This is a genomic window from Achromobacter xylosoxidans (assembly GCF_001457475.1).
Lineage (GTDB): Bacteria > Pseudomonadota > Gammaproteobacteria > Burkholderiales > Burkholderiaceae_B > Achromobacter > Achromobacter xylosoxidans.
Map to the genome: position 1 here is coordinate 787,781 of NZ_LN831029.1, position 16,801 is coordinate 804,581.

Here is a 16,801-nt window from a genome sequence, read left to right on the forward strand (position 1 = left end):
ATCGGTTTTTCCGATGGATATCATCTTTATCGTACCGGAAATATCGTCGAAAATCCCTCGGTCACTGAAACAAACGACCTCAGAGGTGGGTCATGACGCAAGCCAAGAAAACCATCAAAGAGCGCTTCATCCACGCTTTCCTGTTCGAAATCCTCGCCATCGGCCTGTGCGCGCCGGTGGCCGCCTGGGCCATGGGCAAGTCGCTGTTCGAAATGGGCGTGCTGACCGCCGTGATCGCCTGGGTCGCGCTGGTCTGGAACATGATCTACAACGCCGGCTTCGACCGCCTGGAGAACCGCCTGGGCATCACCCGCAACCTGCGCGTGCGCGTGATCCACGCGTTCGGCTTCGAACTGGGGCTGATCCTGATCGTGATCCAGCTGGCCGCCTGGTGGCTCAGCATCAGCCTGTGGCAGGCCTTCGTGCTGGACATCGCGCTGGTGCTGTTCTACCTGCCGTACGCCTTCTTCTACAACCTGGGCTACGACCGCGCCCGCCCGCGCGTCCTGGCCTGGCTGGCGCGCGGCGCCAAGGACGCCGACGCTCCGGCCGCGAGCGCTACGCGTCAATCACCTTGCGCGTAAACATCTCAAGGTAGTCCATCAGCGAATCCGCGCCCCGGATGGCCGCCGCTTCGTCGCCCGTGGCGATGCCGGCGGCCATGGCCATGTGGCGGCGCGCGCCCTCGGCGATGTCGCCTTCGTGCTGGTAGGCGTACCAGAAGCGCCGGCACTGGATGATCAGCGGTTCCACCGCGTTCACCGCCGACACGTTGCGGCAGGCGCTGTGGCAGACGTGGTCGAGCAACTGGTCGGCCTGCATGTAGTCGTCCAGGTTGCCGCCCTCGGCCGCGCGCACCATCTGCGTCGCGCATTCGACGATCTGGGCGCGTTGCGCCGGCGTGGCGCGACGCGCGGCGCTGGCGGCGATCAGTTGCTCCAGCGCCCGGCGGGTCTGGATCAGGTCCATGTGGTCGGCCAACTGGATCATCGACACCCGCAGGCCGCGCCGCGGCTCCTGGCGGATCAGCCCGGCCGCCACCATGCGCAGCAGGGCTTCGCGCAGCGGGGTGCGGCCCAGGCCGGTCTTTTCGACCAGATCGGCTTCCACCACCGCGCTGCCCGGCTGCAATTGCAGGGTGGCGATCATGCTTTCGATCTGGTCATAGGCGACGTCTGCCGCGCGCCTTTTGGGTTCTGCTCCTGCCATCAACGGTTGTTTTCCTTCGTTTTGCGCCACTGCGTGTAGGCCAGCCATTCGCCGACGAACCCGCGCCGGAAGAACGACACGCACAACACGAAAATCAACCCGATGACGATGGTGACGACATCGCCCAGGGTGGCCAGGTAATTCTGCAGGCTGACGACCAGCGTGGCGCCCACCACGGGACCCCACACGGTGCCGATACCGCCCAGCAGCGTCATCAGCAGGACTTCGGTGGAGGTGGCCAGCGACACGTCGTTCAGCGCCACCAGCTGCAGCACCAGCGCCTTGAGCGAACCGGCCAGGCCGGCCACCGAGGCCGACAGCACGAACGCCAGCAGCTTGCACCGATCCGTATCGTACCCCAGCGAAATCGCCCGCGGCGCGTTGTCGCGGATGGTCTTGAGCACCTGGCCGAAGGGCGAATGGATGACCCGGTAGACGAACAGGAACCCCAGCACGAACACGCCCAGCGTGAAGTAATACATGTTGGTGTCGGCGCTCAGGTCGACCAGGCCCAGGAACTTGCCGCGCGGAATGCCCTGCATGCCGTCCTCGCCGCGCGTCCAGCGGACCTGCACCGCCATGAAGTAGGCCACCTGCGACAGCGCCAGCGTGATCATGGCGAAATAGATGCCGGTGCGGCGGATCGCCAGCCAGCCAATCGCGTAACCGATGGCGGCGGCCATGGCCACGCCGCACAGCATGGCCAGTTCCGGCGGCAGGCCGGCCGCGCCGTACAGGATCATCATCTCGCCAGCGGCATAGCCGGCCCAGCCGAAGAAGGCGGCGTGGCCGAACGACACCAGGCCGGTGAAGCCGGTCAGCAGGTTGAAGGCCAGCGCGAACAGCGCGAAGCACAGCACCTTCATGACGAAGACCGGATAGACAATCTGCGGGAACCACGGAACCAGCAGCGCCGGCACCAGCAGCAGCGCCAGGATGCGGATGGAAAGAGGAAAGCGCGACACCTTATTTCTCCTTGCCGAACAGGCCCGCGGGGCGCGTCAGCAGCACCACCGCCATCACGATGAACACGACCACGGTGGACGCTTCGGGGTAGAACACCTTGGCCAGGCCCTCCAGCAGGCCCAGCGCCAGGCCGGTGACGATGGCGCCCATGATCGAGCCGAGGCCGCCGATCACCACCACCGCGAACACGATATTGAGCAGGTTGGAGCCCATCAGCGGATTGATCTGCATGACGGGCGCGGCCAGCACGCCGGCCACGCCGGCCAGCGCCACGCCGAAGCCGTAGGTCAGCGTGATCATCACCGGCACGCTGACGCCGAAGGCCTGCAGCAGCCGGGCGTTCTCGGTGCCGGCGCGCAGCAGCGCGCCCAGGCGGGTGCGCTCGAACAGGTACCAGGTCAGCAGGCACAGCAGCAGCGACGCCACCACCACGAAGGCGCGGTACGCCGGCAGGAACATGAAGCCCAGGTCGAAGCCGCCCTGCAGGATCTCGGGCGGCTCGTAGCCCACGCCGGAAATGCCGTAGAAGTAGCGGAATCCGCCTTCCATCATCAGCGCGATGCCAAAGGTCAGCAGCAGGCCGTACAGGTGGTCCAGGTGGTAGAGCCGCTTGAGCAGTGTCTTCTCGATGACCACTCCGACCGCGCCGACAATCAACGGCGCCAGCACCAGGGCCGCCCAGAAGTTGATCTGCGCGCCCGGGCCCAGCAGTTGCGGCAGCTGGGTGAAGCCGATCCACGCCAGGAACGCCGCCATCATGAACTGGGCGCCGTGGGTGAAATTGACGATGTTGAGCAGGCCGAAGATGATGGCCAGCCCCATGCTGAGGATGGCGTAGAAGCAGCCGTTGATCAGCCCCACCAGCAGTTGGGCGAGCAGGGCGGGAAGCGAGATGTCGAACATAGTGGGCGGCGATCGGACACGGGACGCGTCGGTTTGCGGGAGGCGCGCGTTGCCGCGCGCCGCGGGCGGCTCGAACCGGCGCCGGGCGCAAGCCGCCCGGCGCCAGCGGGCGTCAGGACTTGTTCAGCGCGCAGGCGGCCTGCGGCTTGGGGAAGACCTCGTCGCCCTTGAGCACCGACTTCACGTGGTAGTAGTCCCACGGCGCCTTGGACTCGGCCGGCGCCTTCACCTGCAACAGCAGCATGTCGTGCACCAGCGCGCCGTCCGCGCGTAGCTTGCCGTTGCGGATCACGGCGTCGTTGATGGTCATCTCGCGCAGCTTGGCCATGACCGCCGGCGCCTCGTCGGTGCCGGCCGCCTCGATCGCCTTCAGGTACGACAGCGTGGCCGAGTAGACGCCGGCCTGCGATGCCGTCGGCATCTTTTTGGTCTTCTCGAAGAACTTCCTGGCCCAGGCGCGCGAGGCGTCGTCGTAGTCCCAGTAGAACGCTTCGGTCAGGTACATGCCCTGCGCCTTGGCCAGGCCCATGCTGTGCACGTCCGAGATGTAGGTCAGCAGCGGCGCCACGATCTGCTTCTTGGTGATGCCGAACTCATTGGCCTGCTTGACCGCGTTGACGGTGTCGTTGCCGGCGTTGGCCAGGGCGATCACGTCGGCCTTGGAGGCCTGCGCCTTCAGCAGGAACGACGAGAAGTCGTTGCCGGGGAAGGGGTGGCGCGAGACACCAGCCACGCTGCCGCCGTTTTCCTGGATCACTTCGGTGGCGTCCTTTTCCAGCGAGTGGCCGAAGGTGTAGTCGGCGGTGATGAAGTACCAGGTCTTCTTGCCCTCCTTGACCAGCGCGCGCGCCGTGCCGGCTGCCAGCGCATAGGTGTTGGTGGTCCACTGTGCGTTCAGCGGCGAGCACTTCTCGCCCAGGATCGCGGTCGACAGGCCGGCGGACGGCATGGTCACGCGGTTCTTCTGGCGCGCGATTTCCATCACGGCCAGCGCGGTCGACGCGGTGGGGAAGTCGGTGATCATGTCGACCTTGCCCTGGTCGAACCATTCGCGCGCCAGGTTGGCGGCGACGTCGGGCTTGTTCTGGTGGTCGGCGGCCACCACCTCGACCGGCTTGCCCAGCACCTTGTTGCCCATTTCCTCGGCCGCCATGCGCGCCGCGACCACCGAGCCGTTGCCGGCCAGGTCGGAATAGACGCCCGACAGGTCGGTCAGCACGCCCACCTTGACGATGCCGTCGCTGATGCCGGCCTCGGCGTGGGCGACGCCCGCCAGGCCAATGGCGCACAGCGCCGCTGCGATTCGATTCAATTTCATCTGACTACGCTCCGTATGGGAATGGGGGGACTGCGGTCGGAAGCACCACAGGAAACTGCAACGACGGGGAACTGCGCGCGACGGCCCTCAGATGCCGAGCAGGGCGTTGAGCCGGTCCTGCGACCGCTCGACCTCGGCCCGCTCGATCACGGCGGCCACCTGGCCATGCTCGATGACGTAATGGCGGTCGGCCAGGTGCCGGGCGAAGCGGAAGTTCTGCTCGACCAGCACGGTGGTGTAGCCGCGCTCCTGCAATTGCCGGATCACCCGGCCCAGCGCCTGCACGATGACGGGCGCCAGGCCTTCGGTGATTTCATCGAGCAGCAGCAGGCGGGCGCCGGTGCGCAGGATGCGCGCCATCGCCAGCATCTGCTGCTCGCCGCCCGACAGCCGGGTGCCGGGGCTGTGGGCGCGTTCCTTCAGGTTGGGGAACATCGTGTAGATCTCGTCCACCGACATGCCGTCCGGCCCCACCGTGGGCAGCAGCATGAGGTTTTCCTCGGCGGTCAGCGAGGCATAGATGCCGCGCTCTTCGGGGCAGTAGCCGATGCCCTGGCGCGCGATCTTGTGCGGCGGCAGGCCGATGGTTTCCTGGCCTTGCACCTTGATGGAGCCGCTGCGCCGGCCCACCAGGCCCAGCACCGACTTCAGGGTCGAACTGCGGCCGGCGCCATTGCGGCCCAGCAGCGTGATGCACTCGCCCGCCTTCACGTCCAGGTCGATGCCGTGCAGGATGTGCGATTCGCCATACCAGGCGTGCAGGTCGCGGATCTCCAGCATGGACCGCGCCGGGGTCTTGTCATTCATCTTCCGCTCCCATGTACGCTTCGCGCACCGCGGGGTTCGCGGACACCTCGGCGTACGGACCCTCGGCCAGGATCTCGCCGCGTTGCAGGACGGTGATGGTGTCGCAGATGTCGGCCACCACCTTCATGTTGTGTTCCACCATCAGGATGCTGCGGCCGGCCGAGACCTGCTTGATCAGGTGCTTGACGCGGTCCACGTCCTCGTGGCCCATGCCTTGCGTCGGCTCATCCAGCAACAGCAGTTCGGGCTCCAGCGCCAGCGTGGTGGCGATCTCCAGCGTGCGCTTGCGGCCGTAGGGCAGGTCGCCGGCAGCCACGTCCAGCTGCGCGCGCAGGCCGACCTGGTCGAGCAGTTCCTCGACCCGTGCATGCAGGCGCTCCAGCGAGCGCTCCGAACGCCAGAAGCAATAGTCCACGCCCAGCTTGCGCTGCAAGGCCACGCGCACGTTCTCGCGCACCGACAGCTGCGGGAACACCGCCGAAATCTGGAACGAGCGCACGATGCCGCGCCGCGCCGTCTGCGCCGGCCGTTCGCCGGTGATGTCGACGCCGTCGTAGACGATCTCGCCGCGGGTCGGGATGTGGAACTTGGTGAGCAGGTTGAAGACCGTGGTCTTGCCGGCCCCGTTGGGACCGATCAGCGCATGGATCGCGCCGCGCCTGACGCTCAGGTTGACGTCGTTGACCGCCACGAAGCCGCGGAATTCCTTGGTGAGGCCCCGGGTCTGAAGGATGATGTCGCTGTGCATGGTGTCCGAGAGGCTGGCGGGAGGATGGCGCGCCCCGGCCATGCGGGCGCGCCTGTCCTGCTTCGGGCTGGGTCGTTTACTTCGACTGGTATTGCCGCGGCCGCTTGGCCAGCGCCGCTGCGATGATGCCGGCGCAGCGCTCGCGCTCGGCGCCCACCAGCGGCAGGCGCGGACGACGCACGTGCTCGTTGCCGACGCCGGCCAGGGTCTCGGCCAGCTTGATGTTCTGCACCAGCTTGGTCGACACATCCAGGTGCAGCAGCGGCGTGAACCACTGGTACAGCGCCAGCGCTTCCTGCCACTTGCCGGCCTTCATCAGGTCGTACAGCGCCACGGTCTCGCGCGGGAAGGCGGTCACCAGGCCGGCCAGCAGGCCGTCGGCGCCCAGCGCCAGGGCTTCGAACGACAGGTCGTCGACGCCGATGAACAGTTGATAGCGGTCGCCCAGCTTGTTGCGCAGGTCGGTCACGCGGCGGATGTCGTCGCTGCTTTCCTTGATCGCCACCAGCCATTGGCAATCGGCCAGCTCGGCCATGTGCTCGGGCTTGAGGTCGACGCGGTAGGCGACCGGGTTGTTGTAGATCATGCAGGGCTTGGCGGCGGCCTCGGCCATGGTGCGGATGCTCTGCATCGCCTCGCGCGCATCGGCCACGTAGATGAGCGACGGCATCAGCATGAAGCCGTCCACGCCCAGCTCGACCGCGGCCTTGATGAAGCGCAGCGCCTCGCGGGTGCTGGTCTCCGACACGTTGGCCAGCACGGGGATGCGGCCGCCGCTGACTTCCACGGCGCAACGCGTCACCGCCAGCTTTTCCTCCAGCGTCAGGGTGCTGGCTTCACCCAGCGAACCGCAGGTGACGAGGCCATGCACGCCGTTGTCGATCAGGAAGCCGAAGTGCTTGCGCATCGCTTCGAAGTCGAGGGTTTCGTCGGCATGGAACTTACTGGTTACGGCAGGAAAGACGCCCTGCCAACGCACGTTACTCAACTGGATTCTCCTCGGATGGCCGGCGCCGCGAAGGAAGGGCGGCGGGTGGGAGAAAGTCTAATATCCGTTAAATATATTTAGAAGATATTTTGATATGGGAGTTTCCCGAGAGCGGGTTTCCCCGGGGAGAACGGTGCGGGCGCCTTATCAGGCCCAGGGGGAGCGGGCCGGGAAGGGAACCGGCGAACGCCGGGCACGCATGCCCGATCCGGGAAGGATTCGACGGATGGCCCCGCCCCTGGTCGCGGGGCGCGAGGGTCAGCCGGCCTTGCGTTGATAGGCGCGACTGGCGTCGCGCATGAAGGTCTTCACGGCGTCGTCGTACTGTTCGCCGCTGCGGAACGCGCCCGAATGCGTCGCGCCCTCGATCTTGACCAGCCGCTTCAGTTCGGGCGCCACCCCCCGGGCGGCGGCGTAGAGTTCGTCGCTCATCGTGTGCGGCACCACGCGATCCGCGGTGCCATGCATGAACAGCATCGGCGTGTGCAGTTGCGCCAGCGTCTGCACCGAGTCGAACGGTTGCGTGACCAACAGGCTGGCGCCGGGCACGCGGCCCCACTTCATGGTGGCCAGCATCGCGCTGATGCTGGTGAAACTGGATTCGACGATCAGCCCGGCGAAGTCCGGTTGCTCCGGGCGCGCCGCCAGGTTGATGGCGATGGCGCCGCCCAGGCTGTGTCCGTAGATGAAGCGGCGCGCCGGGTCCGGTTGCAGGCGGGCCAATTCCTTCAAGCCCGCCATGGCGTCCTCCAGCGCGCTGGCTTCGGACGGCAGGCGCGGCGTCGACGCGCCGAACCCGCGATAGTCGATGGCCAGCACCGAATAGCCCTTGCGCGTCCAGCCGTCGATGCGGAAGGCGCTGCCGTTCAGGTTCCAGCGCGCGCCATGCAGGTACAGGACTGTGGGCGCGTTGGCTTGCGGGCTTTGCCAGTACCAGGCCCGCACCTTGTCGCCATTGGCCAGCGCCAGGTCGTAGACCTGCGTGCCCTTGGCTGGCTCGCGCCACCAGGTCTGAGGTTCGGATTGCGGCGAAAAAATGGTCTGGCGCTGCCAGGAGTCAAGCTGCGAACAGCCGACCACGCTGGCGGCGGCGAGCACGGCGGCGCCGAACAGGCGGCGGACGGTGAAGCGGGGCAGGGCGGGCATGATCAATGAAACCCGCGCCGACGGGCGCGGTCGCGCCGCCAGCATACAACGCGGATTGTTGGCGCATCGCTTCAAGCCGTGTCCGGATGCATCTCGCGCGCCAGCGCCAGCCAGGCCTGCGCCGCGGGCGACAGGTAACCGCCACGCCGCCACACCAGTCCCATCTCCCAATCCGTATGGGCATCGCGCAACGGCACCAGCGCCACGCCCGCGTGCCGTTCTTCCTCCGCCTTGACGCGCGGCAGGAAGGCCACGCCCAGCCCGGCGCTGACCAGCGCCACGATGAAGTCGATCTGGCCGCTCCTCGCGGCGATGGCCGGCGCAAAGCCGGCGCGCCGGCAAGCCTCCTGGATGATGCGGTTCAGGGCGAAGCCGGTCTCGAACAGGATGAAGGGGGAGTCGCGCAATTGGTCGAGGCCGACGGTGGCGGCCCGGGCGTGCGGGTGATCGGCCGGCAGCAACGCCACCAGCGGCTCGCGCGCCACCGGTTGCCAGTCGAAATTGTCGGAGTCCGGCCGCAGCGACGCCGCCAGCTCGATCCCGCCGGCCATCACCATTTCTTCGAGCCGGTGGCCGCCGTGTTCCAGCAGGCTGATCTCGATGTGCGGATAGCGGCTGCGAAAGCGCGCGAACATCGGCGCGAACAGCGTGCTGCTGCCCAGCGGCGGCAGGCCCAGCCGCAGCACGCCGCGCTTGAGGCCGCGCAGCTCGTCCAGTTCGGCGTACAGATCGTCGCGCTCGGCCAACATCTTGACGGCGCGCCGGTAGACGATTTCACCGGCCTCGGTCAGCCGGGGCGGCTGCGCCTGGCGGTCGAGCAACGGCATGCCGATCTCGTCTTCCAGCTGGCGCACGGCCTTGCTGACCGTGGGCTGAGTGGCGAAAACCGCTTTCGCGGCCTGGGAGAATCCGCCCTGGCGGACCACTTCCACCAGCGCGCGCAAGGGGCGCAGATCCATGGGGGTATGCCTGTTTGGAATGGGATGAATTCGACAAATTCATTTTATCTATGGTCGCGCCGAGCGTAAAACGTTTCCTGTCCGCTGGAAATTCCCATGTCTCGCCCTCGCTATCCCATCGTCCTGCGCAGCCTGCTGCGCCGCAGCCGCGTGCTGCAGATCGTCCTGCTGATTCTGTTTTCCCTGCTCGGCCAGGTACTGGCCAACGCCGCCGGCCTGCCCATACCGGGCGGCGTCATCGGCATGGTGCTGGTGCTGGCCCTGCTGGCCGCCGGCCTGTTGCGGGTGCGCAATGTGCACCGAGGCGCCAGCTGGCTGCTGGGCGAGATGCTGCTGTTCTTCGTGCCCGCGGTGATGTCGCTGCTGGACCATCGCGAATTCCTCGGCGTGCTGGGCGCAAAACTGCTGGCCGTGATCCTGCTGGGCACGGCCCTGGTCATGGTTGGCACCGCGCTGACGATCGACCTTTGCTACCGCTGGATGAACCGCCATGCGGGCTGAATTCAATCTGCTGTTCTGGCCGTTGGCCACGGTGCTGGCCTATGTCTGCGCGCGCCTCTTCTATCGCCGCTATGCCTATTGGTGGACGTCCACGCTGGTGGTGGCGCCAGCCCTGCTGCTGATGCTGGCGTTGCTGCTGCACACCGGCTATCGCGACTACATGTCCGGCTCCCACTGGCTGATGATGATGCTGGGGCCGGTCATCGTTGCGTTCGCGTTGCCGCTGTATGAGCAGCGCGCGCTGATCCGGCGCTATTGGCCGGTGCTGTTGGCCGGCGTGGCGGTGGGCAGCGCCATCGCGGGCGCCAGCGCCTGGCTGCTGGGCAGTCTGCTGGACCTGCCGCCGGGCCTGCGGTTGAGCCTGTTGCCGCGTTCGGTGGCCACGCCGTTCGCGGTGGCGGTGTCGTCGCACGTTGGCGGCGTGCCGGATCTGACGGCGGTGTTCGTCATTGTCACGGGGGTGTTCGGCGCGGCCATCGGCCAGTTCATGCGACGCTGGCTGCCGCTACGCTCGGCCCTGGCGCGCGGCGCGCTGTTCGGCATGGGCGCGCATGGCGCCGGCACCGCCAAGGCGCGCGAGCTGGCGGCCGAAGAGGGCGCGGTGGCGGGCCTGGTGATGGTGATGGCGGGCCTGTTCAACGTGCTCGTCACGCCCGTCGTGGTGGTCGCCCTGCTGGCCTGAGGCCAGGGTCAGTGCGTCACGAGCATCGCGGCGCGCCGGCCCCCCGGCCATGTCAGTGCAGCGCTTCCAGCGCCACCGGATACAGCGAGGCCACCAGCAGCAGGGCCATGGTGATGTTGAAGGCCCGGATCGCCCAGGGTTTGTGCAGCACCCGGCGCAGCGCCGTGCCGAAGGTGACCCAGATGCCGATGCTGGGCAGGTTGACGAGGCCGCAGACCAGTGTGGCGATCACCAGGTTGGCGAAGAAGCCGGCCTGCGGCGTGTAGGTGGCGATGATGCCCACCGCCATCACCCAGGCCTTGGGGTTGACCCACTGGAAGGCCGCTGCCTGCAGGAAGGTCATCGGCTTGCCGCGCACCGCGCCTTCCTCCACGCCGCCGGAGTTGGCGATCTTCCAGGCCAGGTACAGCAGGTAGGCGGCGCCCACGTACTTCAGCACGGTGTACAGCACCGGCGCCTGCTGGAAAACCGAGCCGAGCCCGATGCCCACCAGGAAGATCATCAGCGTGAATCCCAGGTTCACGCCCAGCAGGTGCGGCATGCTGCGGCGGAAGCCGAAGTTCAGGCCGGATGCGGCCAGCATGACATTGTTCGGCCCGGGCGTGATCGAGCTGACCAGCGCGAACAGCGCCAGGGGCCCCAGCAGGGACAGGGAAGCGAGCGGCACATCGGCCAGGCTGGAAGGGAACAGCGTCATTTCTTGACTCCAACGATCGCGCGGCGTCCACCGGCGATCACAACGATAACGGCGGCGGCGAACAGGAAGGTGACCATGTCCGCCGATTCGCCAAAGAACAGGGTGGCGGCCAGTACCGTCAGGAACGGTTGCAACAGCTGAATCTGCCCGACACGGGCAATGCCACCCGCGGCCAGGCCGCGATACCAGGCGAAAAACCCCAGGAACATCGAGCCAAATGCCAGGTAGGCGCTGGCCCAGATGACGTCGGCCGCTGGCCAGGCCGCCTGTTGCGCAGCCATCCAGCCCACCGGTGCGACCAGCACCGGGGCGCTGATCACCAGCGCCCAGCAGATGGTGCGCCAGCCGCCCAGCGTGCGCGAGGCGCGCGCGCCTTCGGCATAACCCATGCCGCCCAGCAGCACGGCCAGCAACAGCCAGAAATCGCCCATCACCAGGCTGCCCTGGCCCTCGCGCAGCGCAAATGCGCAGACCAGGGCGGCGCCCACCATGGCCCAGCCCCAGAACGCCGGCGATGGCCGTTCGCCGCTGCGCCAGGCCGCGAAAACCGCCGTGGACAGGGGCAGCAGGCCGTTGAACACCGCGCCGTGCGAAGACGCCACGGTCTGCATCGCCAGCGACGACGCCAGCGGCCAGCCCACCACGATGCCGATCGCGGCCAGGATGACGCCGGGCCATTCGCGGCGATCGGGCCGCCGGCTGCGTGTCAGCCACAACAGCGCCAGGGCCGGCACGGCCGCCAGCAGGGCCCGGCCCAGGCCCACCAGCAACGGCGGCAGCTCGGCGACGGCGACGCGGGTCATCGGCAGAGTCAGCGAGAACACCACCACCCCCAGCAGGCCGTAGCCATAGCCTTCCCAGGAGGAGGCCGCGGACGCGGCGGGAGCGACCTGGGGCGAGGGATACAGCACGGAACGGCTCATCGGTGGACATCCGGAAGAAGGGGCGGTCCACAGGGCTTGCGGGTTGGCGCCATTGCTGTCACTCTACGCATAGTCATCGGTACAGTACCGGTACACTTTTGCATGTCACTTTAACCACTGGCCTGGTGAAATCCCCATGACAGTTGCCTCCCCCTCCATGCCCTGGCAGCCGGTGCGCCAGGCCGACGCCACCTTGGTGGCGCAACTGGCCGACGGCCTGGCCCGCCGTATCGACGAGCAGGGCCTGCGTCCCGGCACCCGCCTGCCCTCCATCCGCAAGATGGCCGAGCAATCCGGCGTCAGCCGGTTTACGGTGGTGGAGGCTTACGACCGGCTGGTGGCGCGCGGCCTGGTGCAGTCGCGCCGCGGCGCCGGTTTCTTCGTGCGGGCCCGCAACGGCCCGCTGGCCGCGGCCGCCGCGGTTCCCGAAAGCCAGGGTTTCACGCCGCCCGCGCGGGTGGATATCGCCTGGCTCTTGCGCAGCATGTTCCGTGAAGGTGGCGGCCCCGGCATGCCGGGCGGCGCCGGCCTGTTGCCGGCCGACTGGCTGGATCCGGACATGGTGGCGAGCGCGGTGCGCGCCGTCGGGCGGTCGGTGCGTGGCCATCTGGTGTCCTACGGGCATCCGCAGGGATTTTCGCCGCTGCGCCAGCAGATCGCGGCGTCGCTGCAGAGCGAAGGCGTGCCGGCCCATCCCGATCGCAACCTGCTCACCACCAACGGCGTCACGCACGGCCTGGACCTGATTGCCCGCCTGCTGGTGCAGCCCGGCGACACCGTGCTGGTCGAGGATCCGGCGTGGTTCGTCATCTTCGGCCGGCTGGCCGCGTTCGGCGCGCGGCTGATCGGCGTGCCGCGCGGTCCCGATGGTCCCGACATCGCGCAGCTGGAGCAACTGGCGGCGCAGCACAAGCCCAGGCTCTTCATTGTCAACAGCGCGGTGCACAACCCCACCGGCCATACCCTGTCGGCCGGCGCCGCCTACGACATCCTGCGCATCGCCGAGCGCCACGATTTCATGGTGGTGGAAGACGACACGTATGGCGATCTGCACCCCGGCGGCGCCATGAAGCTGGCGGTGCTCGATCGCCTGAACCGCGTGATCCTGGTCAGCGGCTATTCAAAGATGCTGGCCGCCAGCCTGCGGGTCGGCTACCTGGCCGCCAATCCCGACATCCTGCAGAAACTGGCCGACCTGAAAATGCTGGCGGGCCTGACCTCGCCCGAACTGGGCGAACGGGTGGTGCACCGGGTACTGATGGAAGGCCAGTACCGGCGTCATATCGAGCGTGTGCGCCAGCGGGTGGACGAAGCCCGCCAGCGCTGCCTGAAAGGCCTGTTGAAGCTGGGCCTGACGGTCCCTCACGAGCCGCAGGCAGGCATGTTCGTCTGGGCCGACTGCGGCCGCGACAGCGAGGTGCTGGCCCGCGCCGCCGCCGACCGCGGCATGCTGCTGGCGCCGGGCACGCTGTTCTCGCCATCGCAGGCGCCATCCACCATGTTGCGTTTTTCGGTGTCGATGGCGGACGAACGCGGGGCCTGGAGCGTATTGGAAAAACTGTTCGGCTGAAACGGCACCTGCAATAATAGGATCCAGCCCTCTCTACCTCGCCATCAAGGAATCGCCATGTCCGCACCGATCAAGCCCCTGACCGACAATTTCGCCGTCGCCCCGCAACTGGGGCCCGACGACATGGCCGACGTGGCGGCCGCCGGCTACAAGAGCGTCATCATCAACCGTCCCGATTTCGAGGGCGGCCCCGACCAGCCGACCGCCGCCGATGTGTCCAAGGCCGCCGCTGCCGCCGGTCTGAAAATCGAATACCAGCCGGTCGTCGGCAGCGCCATGACCGCCGCCGACGTGGTCCGCTTCGCCGAACTGCTGCGCACGCTGCCGGGCCCGGTGCTGGCGTACTGCCGCACCGGGACGCGTTGCACCAACCTGTTCGCTGCCGCCCAGCAACTGGGTTGACGCGCATCAAGGACCCCGGGTTCGCTTGATGTGAACCTGGCGGGTTTCCGGTAGCATGGAACTTCCTCTCAAACAGGAGCAGGCAAGATGTTCAAGAAGATCCTGATTCCCACCGACGGCTCGCCGCTGTCGGCCCAAGCCGCCAACGCCGGCATTTCCTTCGCGCGCTCGGTGGGCGCTGACGTCGTCGCGCTCTACGTGACGCAGCCGTTCGCCGCCACCATCGGTTTCGACGGCATGGCCGCGGCCTACGCCATCACCGACGAAGACTACGAGAAAGCCTCGGCCGAACAGGCCGACAAGTACCTCAAGCAGATCACCGATCGCGCCGACACCGCCGGGGTGAAGTCCGAGGCGCGCGCCGTGTCCAACTTCAACGTGGCCGACGGCATCGTCCAGGCCGCCGCCGACGCCGGTTGCGACCTGATCTTCATCGGCAGCCACGGCCGCAGCGGCCTGTCGCGCCTGCTGCTGGGCAGCGTCACCGCCAAGGTGCTGTCGCTGGCCAGCACCGCCGTGCTGGTGTACCGCGTCAAGGAAGAAAAGAAGTAACACCGCTGCCCGCCGCCGGTGTCAGGCCGCCGTCAGGCCCGCCGGCGCCGACGCATGCCAGGCCCCTCCCGCCGAGGGGCTTTTTCATGTCCGCGCCATTCCCTATGGCGCTTATGGCTAAAGCTTGTAAACCGGCTCGCGGCGCGTAATATTCACGGATAGTGCGGGCGCGGTTTCGCAATCCCCGAGCACACCTCTCAACGCGGCATGGCGCCCGCCGCGGCAGTATCCGGTCGGACCTGCCGCCCATTCCTGGTGATTACTGCAAGGAACGAGGCCATGACTCGCAAGACGCCTATCGAGCTATACCGGAACATCGGCATCAGCGCCCACATCGACGCGGGCAAGACGACGACCACCGAGCGCATCCTCTTCTATACCGGTATCACCCACAAGATCGGCGAAGTGCACAATGGCGCCGCCGTGATGGACTGGATGGAACAGGAACAGGAACGTGGCATTACGATCACGTCCGCTGCCACCACCGCCTTCTGGAAAGGCATGGCCGGCAACTATCCCGAACACCGCATCAACATCATCGACACGCCGGGCCACGTCGACTTCACCATCGAGGTCGAGCGCTCCATGCGCGTGCTGGATGGCGCGGTCATGGTCTATGACGCGGTCGGCGGCGTGCAGCCGCAATCCGAGACCGTCTGGCGCCAGGCCAACAAGTACCGCGTGCCGCGGCTGGCCTTCGTCAACAAGATGGACCGTGTCGGCGCGGACTTCCTGCGCGTGCAGCGCCAGATCAGCGAACGCCTCAAGGGCGACGCCGTGCCGGTGCAGTTGCCGGTGGGCGCCGAAGACGGCTTCGAGGGCGTGATCGACCTGGTCAAGATGAAGGCCATCATCTGGGACGACGCCAGCCAGGGCGTGCGCTTCGAGTATCGCGACATTCCGGCGGCGCTGCAGGCGCAGGCGCAGGAGTGGCACGACAAGATGGTCGAGAAGGCCGCCGAGGCCAACGAGGCGCTGCTGGAGAAATACCTGGGCGGCGAGGCGCTGACCGAAGCCGAGATCAAGCAGGGCCTGCGCCAGCGCACGGTCGCCAACGAGATCGTGCCGATGCTGTGCGGCAGCGCCTTCAAGAACAAGGGCGTGCAGGCCATGCTGGACGCGGTCATCGACTACCTGCCGTCGCCGGTCGACGTGCCCGCCATCAAGGGCCACGACGAGCGCGACCACGAGATCGAGCGCCATCCCACCGACAAGGAACCGTTCTCGGCGCTGGCCTTCAAGATCATGACCGACCCGTTCGTGGGTCAGCTGGTGTTCTTCCGCGTCTACTCCGGGGTGGTCAAGTCCGGCGACTCGGTCTACAACCCGGTCAAGGAAAAGAAGGAGCGCCTGGGCCGCATCCTGCAGATGCATGCCAACGAGCGGCGCGAAATCACCGAGGTCTACGCCGGCGACATCGCCGCCGCGGTGGGCGTCAAGGACGTCACCACGGGCGACACGCTGACCGACCCGGCGCACGTCATCGTGCTGGAGCGCATGGTGTTCCCCGAGCCGGTTATCTCGCAGGCGGTCGAGCCCAAGACCAAGGCCGACCAGGAAAAGATGGGCATCGCCCTGGGCCGGCTGGCGCAGGAAGATCCCTCGTTCCGCGTGCGCACCGACGAGGAGTCCGGCCAGACCATCATTTCCGGCATGGGCGAGCTGCACCTGGAAATCCTGGTCGACCGCATGAAGCGCGAGTTCGGCGTCGAGGCCACGGTGGGCAAGCCGCAGGTGGCCTATCGCGAGACCATCCGCAAGACCTGTGACGAGGTCGAAGGCAAGTTCGTCAAGCAGTCGGGCGGCCGCGGCCAGTACGGCCACGTGGTGCTCAAGCTCGAGCCGCAGGAGCCGGGCAAGGGCTACGAATTCGTCGACGCCATCAAGGGCGGCGTGGTGCCGCGCGAGTTCATCCCGGCGGTCGACAAGGGCATCCGCGAGGCGCTCAACGCCGGTGTGCTGGCGGGCTACCCGGTGGTCGACGTCAAGGCGACACTGTTCTTCGGCTCGTATCACGACGTGGATTCGAACGAGAACGCCTTCAAGATGGCCGGTTCGATGGCCTTCAAGGAAGGCATGCGGCGCGCCGATCCGGTGCTGCTGGAGCCGATGATGCAGGTCGAGGTGGAAACGCCCGAGGACTTCACCGGCAACGTCATGGGCGATCTGTCGTCACGCCGCGGCATGGTGCAGGGCATGGAAGACATCGCCGGGGGCGGCGGCAAGGTGGTGCGCGCCGAGGTGCCGCTGGCCGAGATGTTCGGCTACTCCACCTCGCTGCGCTCGCTGACGCAGGGCCGCGCCACCTACACGATGGAGTTCAAGCACTACGCCGAAGCGCCGCGCCAGGTGGCGCAGGAAGTGATCGCGGCCCAGGGCTCGGGCCGCTGAATCCGGAGCTGCCCGTAACGAGGGCCACCCGCGCGGGTG

18 protein-coding genes are annotated in these 16,801 nt (G+C 67.3%); 7 read left to right on the plus strand and 11 right to left on the minus strand.

Annotated features, from left to right (window positions below; translation table 11 throughout):
- The first annotated feature begins 92 nt into the window (after positions 1-92).
- Positions 93-584, plus strand: coding sequence for a multidrug/biocide efflux PACE transporter (locus AT699_RS03645; RefSeq protein ID WP_024067727.1), 492 nt, complete (start codon positions 93-95; stop codon positions 582-584).
- On the opposite strand, the gene AT699_RS03650 is transcribed toward AT699_RS03645, so the two are convergent.
- From AT699_RS03650 to AT699_RS03690, 9 genes are all read right to left on the minus strand, one after another.
- Positions 559-1,209, minus strand: a complete 651-nt coding sequence (locus AT699_RS03650; RefSeq protein ID WP_020925174.1) for a GntR family transcriptional regulator — start codon at positions 1,207-1,209, stop codon at positions 559-561. The two genes, AT699_RS03645 and AT699_RS03650, sit on opposite strands and share 26 nt — an antisense overlap.
- Positions 1,209-2,174, minus strand: coding sequence for a branched-chain amino acid ABC transporter permease (locus AT699_RS03655; RefSeq protein ID WP_024067728.1), 966 nt, complete (start codon positions 2,172-2,174; stop codon positions 1,209-1,211). Before AT699_RS03655 ends, AT699_RS03650 begins: the two co-directional genes overlap by 1 nt.
- Before the next feature lies 1 nt (position 2,175).
- Complete coding sequence (locus AT699_RS03660) at positions 2,176-3,078, minus strand: branched-chain amino acid ABC transporter permease (protein ID WP_024067729.1); 903 nt, start codon at positions 3,076-3,078, stop codon at positions 2,176-2,178.
- A gap of 112 nt (positions 3,079-3,190) precedes the next feature.
- Positions 3,191-4,396 carry an ABC transporter substrate-binding protein gene (locus AT699_RS03665; protein WP_006388715.1) on the minus strand — a complete coding sequence of 402 codons (1,206 nt, stop codon included), beginning with the start codon at positions 4,394-4,396 and terminating at the stop codon, positions 3,191-3,193.
- A gap of 87 nt (positions 4,397-4,483) precedes the next feature.
- Positions 4,484-5,203, minus strand: coding sequence for an ABC transporter ATP-binding protein (locus AT699_RS03670; protein ID WP_026382462.1), 720 nt, complete (start codon positions 5,201-5,203; stop codon positions 4,484-4,486).
- Complete coding sequence (locus AT699_RS03675) at positions 5,196-5,951, minus strand: ABC transporter ATP-binding protein (RefSeq protein WP_006388718.1); 756 nt, start codon at positions 5,949-5,951, stop codon at positions 5,196-5,198. Before AT699_RS03675 ends, AT699_RS03670 begins: the two co-directional genes overlap by 8 nt.
- A 76-nt stretch (positions 5,952-6,027) precedes the next feature.
- The gene (locus AT699_RS03680) at positions 6,028-6,939 is read right to left on the minus strand and encodes a dihydrodipicolinate synthase family protein (RefSeq protein WP_024067731.1); all 912 of its coding nucleotides are present in this window, start codon (positions 6,937-6,939) and stop codon (positions 6,028-6,030) included.
- A 258-nt stretch (positions 6,940-7,197) separates the two neighbouring features.
- Positions 7,198-8,085 (minus strand): alpha/beta hydrolase, encoded by an 888-nt coding sequence (locus AT699_RS03685; RefSeq protein ID WP_006388720.1) that lies wholly within the window; start codon positions 8,083-8,085, stop codon positions 7,198-7,200.
- A 71-nt stretch (positions 8,086-8,156) separates the two neighbouring features.
- Positions 8,157-9,044, minus strand: a complete 888-nt coding sequence (locus tag AT699_RS03690) for a LysR family transcriptional regulator (protein ID WP_020925169.1) — start codon at positions 9,042-9,044, stop codon at positions 8,157-8,159.
- A gap of 96 nt (positions 9,045-9,140) precedes the next feature.
- On the opposite strand from AT699_RS03690, the gene AT699_RS03695 reads away from it, so the two are divergent.
- Entirely contained in the window at positions 9,141-9,545 is a 405-nt protein-coding gene (locus AT699_RS03695) for a CidA/LrgA family protein (RefSeq protein WP_024067732.1), read from the plus strand.
- Entirely contained in the window at positions 9,535-10,227 is a 693-nt protein-coding gene (locus tag AT699_RS03700; RefSeq protein ID WP_024067733.1) for an LrgB family protein, read from the plus strand. Before AT699_RS03695 ends, AT699_RS03700 begins: the two co-directional genes overlap by 11 nt.
- Positions 10,228-10,279: 52 nt before the next feature.
- Here AT699_RS03700 and AT699_RS03705 read toward each other — a convergent pair whose 3' ends face one another.
- Complete coding sequence (locus tag AT699_RS03705; protein ID WP_006388724.1) at positions 10,280-10,924, minus strand: LysE family translocator; 645 nt, start codon at positions 10,922-10,924, stop codon at positions 10,280-10,282.
- Positions 10,921-11,847, minus strand: coding sequence for a DMT family transporter (locus AT699_RS03710; RefSeq protein WP_006388725.1), 927 nt, complete (start codon positions 11,845-11,847; stop codon positions 10,921-10,923). Before AT699_RS03710 ends, AT699_RS03705 begins: the two co-directional genes overlap by 4 nt.
- 172 nt (positions 11,848-12,019) lie before the next feature.
- Here AT699_RS03710 and AT699_RS03715 point away from each other — a divergent pair, with 172 nt between their 5' ends.
- The 4 genes from AT699_RS03715 (at position 12,020) to fusA (ending at position 16,762) form a co-directional block, all read left to right on the plus strand.
- Positions 12,020-13,417 carry an aminotransferase-like domain-containing protein gene (locus AT699_RS03715; RefSeq protein ID WP_085941815.1) on the plus strand — a complete coding sequence of 466 codons (1,398 nt, stop codon included), beginning with the start codon at positions 12,020-12,022 and terminating at the stop codon, positions 13,415-13,417.
- A 57-nt stretch (positions 13,418-13,474) separates the two neighbouring features.
- Positions 13,475-13,819 carry a protein tyrosine phosphatase family protein gene (locus AT699_RS03720; protein ID WP_006388727.1) on the plus strand — a complete coding sequence of 115 codons (345 nt, stop codon included), beginning with the start codon at positions 13,475-13,477 and terminating at the stop codon, positions 13,817-13,819.
- Positions 13,820-13,906: 87 nt separating this feature from the next.
- On the plus strand, positions 13,907-14,371 hold the full coding sequence (locus AT699_RS03725) for a universal stress protein (RefSeq protein WP_006388728.1): 465 nt from the start codon (positions 13,907-13,909) through the stop codon (positions 14,369-14,371).
- Between the two features lie 279 nt (positions 14,372-14,650).
- Complete coding sequence (gene fusA / locus AT699_RS03730; RefSeq protein WP_024067736.1) at positions 14,651-16,762, plus strand: elongation factor G; 2,112 nt, start codon at positions 14,651-14,653, stop codon at positions 16,760-16,762.
- Positions 16,763-16,801 lie beyond the last annotated feature (39 nt).

Excerpts from the sequence above, each read along its gene's own strand:
- AT699_RS03645 (WP_024067727.1), top strand. The coding sequence starts at position 93 with ATGACGCAAGCCAAGAAAACCATCAAAGAGCGCTTCATCCACGCTTTC.
- AT699_RS03650 (WP_020925174.1), bottom strand. The coding sequence starts at position 1,209 with ATGGCAGGAGCAGAACCCAAAAGGCGCGCGGCAGACGTCGCCTATGAC.
- AT699_RS03660 (WP_024067729.1), bottom strand. The coding sequence starts at position 3,078 with ATGTTCGACATCTCGCTTCCCGCCCTGCTCGCCCAACTGCTGGTGGGG.
- AT699_RS03665 (WP_006388715.1), bottom strand. The coding sequence starts at position 4,396 with ATGAAATTGAATCGAATCGCAGCGGCGCTGTGCGCCATTGGCCTGGCG.
- AT699_RS03670 (WP_026382462.1), bottom strand. The coding sequence starts at position 5,203 with ATGAATGACAAGACCCCGGCGCGGTCCATGCTGGAGATCCGCGACCTG.
- AT699_RS03675 (WP_006388718.1), bottom strand. The coding sequence starts at position 5,951 with ATGCACAGCGACATCATCCTTCAGACCCGGGGCCTCACCAAGGAATTC.
- AT699_RS03685 (WP_006388720.1), bottom strand. The coding sequence starts at position 8,085 with ATGCCCGCCCTGCCCCGCTTCACCGTCCGCCGCCTGTTCGGCGCCGCC.
- AT699_RS03690 (WP_020925169.1), bottom strand. The coding sequence starts at position 9,044 with ATGGATCTGCGCCCCTTGCGCGCGCTGGTGGAAGTGGTCCGCCAGGGC.
- AT699_RS03695 (WP_024067732.1), top strand. The coding sequence starts at position 9,141 with ATGTCTCGCCCTCGCTATCCCATCGTCCTGCGCAGCCTGCTGCGCCGC.
- AT699_RS03700 (WP_024067733.1), top strand. The coding sequence starts at position 9,535 with ATGCGGGCTGAATTCAATCTGCTGTTCTGGCCGTTGGCCACGGTGCTG.
- AT699_RS03705 (WP_006388724.1), bottom strand. The coding sequence starts at position 10,924 with ATGACGCTGTTCCCTTCCAGCCTGGCCGATGTGCCGCTCGCTTCCCTG.
- AT699_RS03710 (WP_006388725.1), bottom strand. The coding sequence starts at position 11,847 with ATGAGCCGTTCCGTGCTGTATCCCTCGCCCCAGGTCGCTCCCGCCGCG.
- AT699_RS03720 (WP_006388727.1), top strand. The coding sequence starts at position 13,475 with ATGTCCGCACCGATCAAGCCCCTGACCGACAATTTCGCCGTCGCCCCG.
- AT699_RS03725 (WP_006388728.1), top strand. The coding sequence starts at position 13,907 with ATGTTCAAGAAGATCCTGATTCCCACCGACGGCTCGCCGCTGTCGGCC.
- fusA (WP_024067736.1), top strand. The coding sequence starts at position 14,651 with ATGACTCGCAAGACGCCTATCGAGCTATACCGGAACATCGGCATCAGC.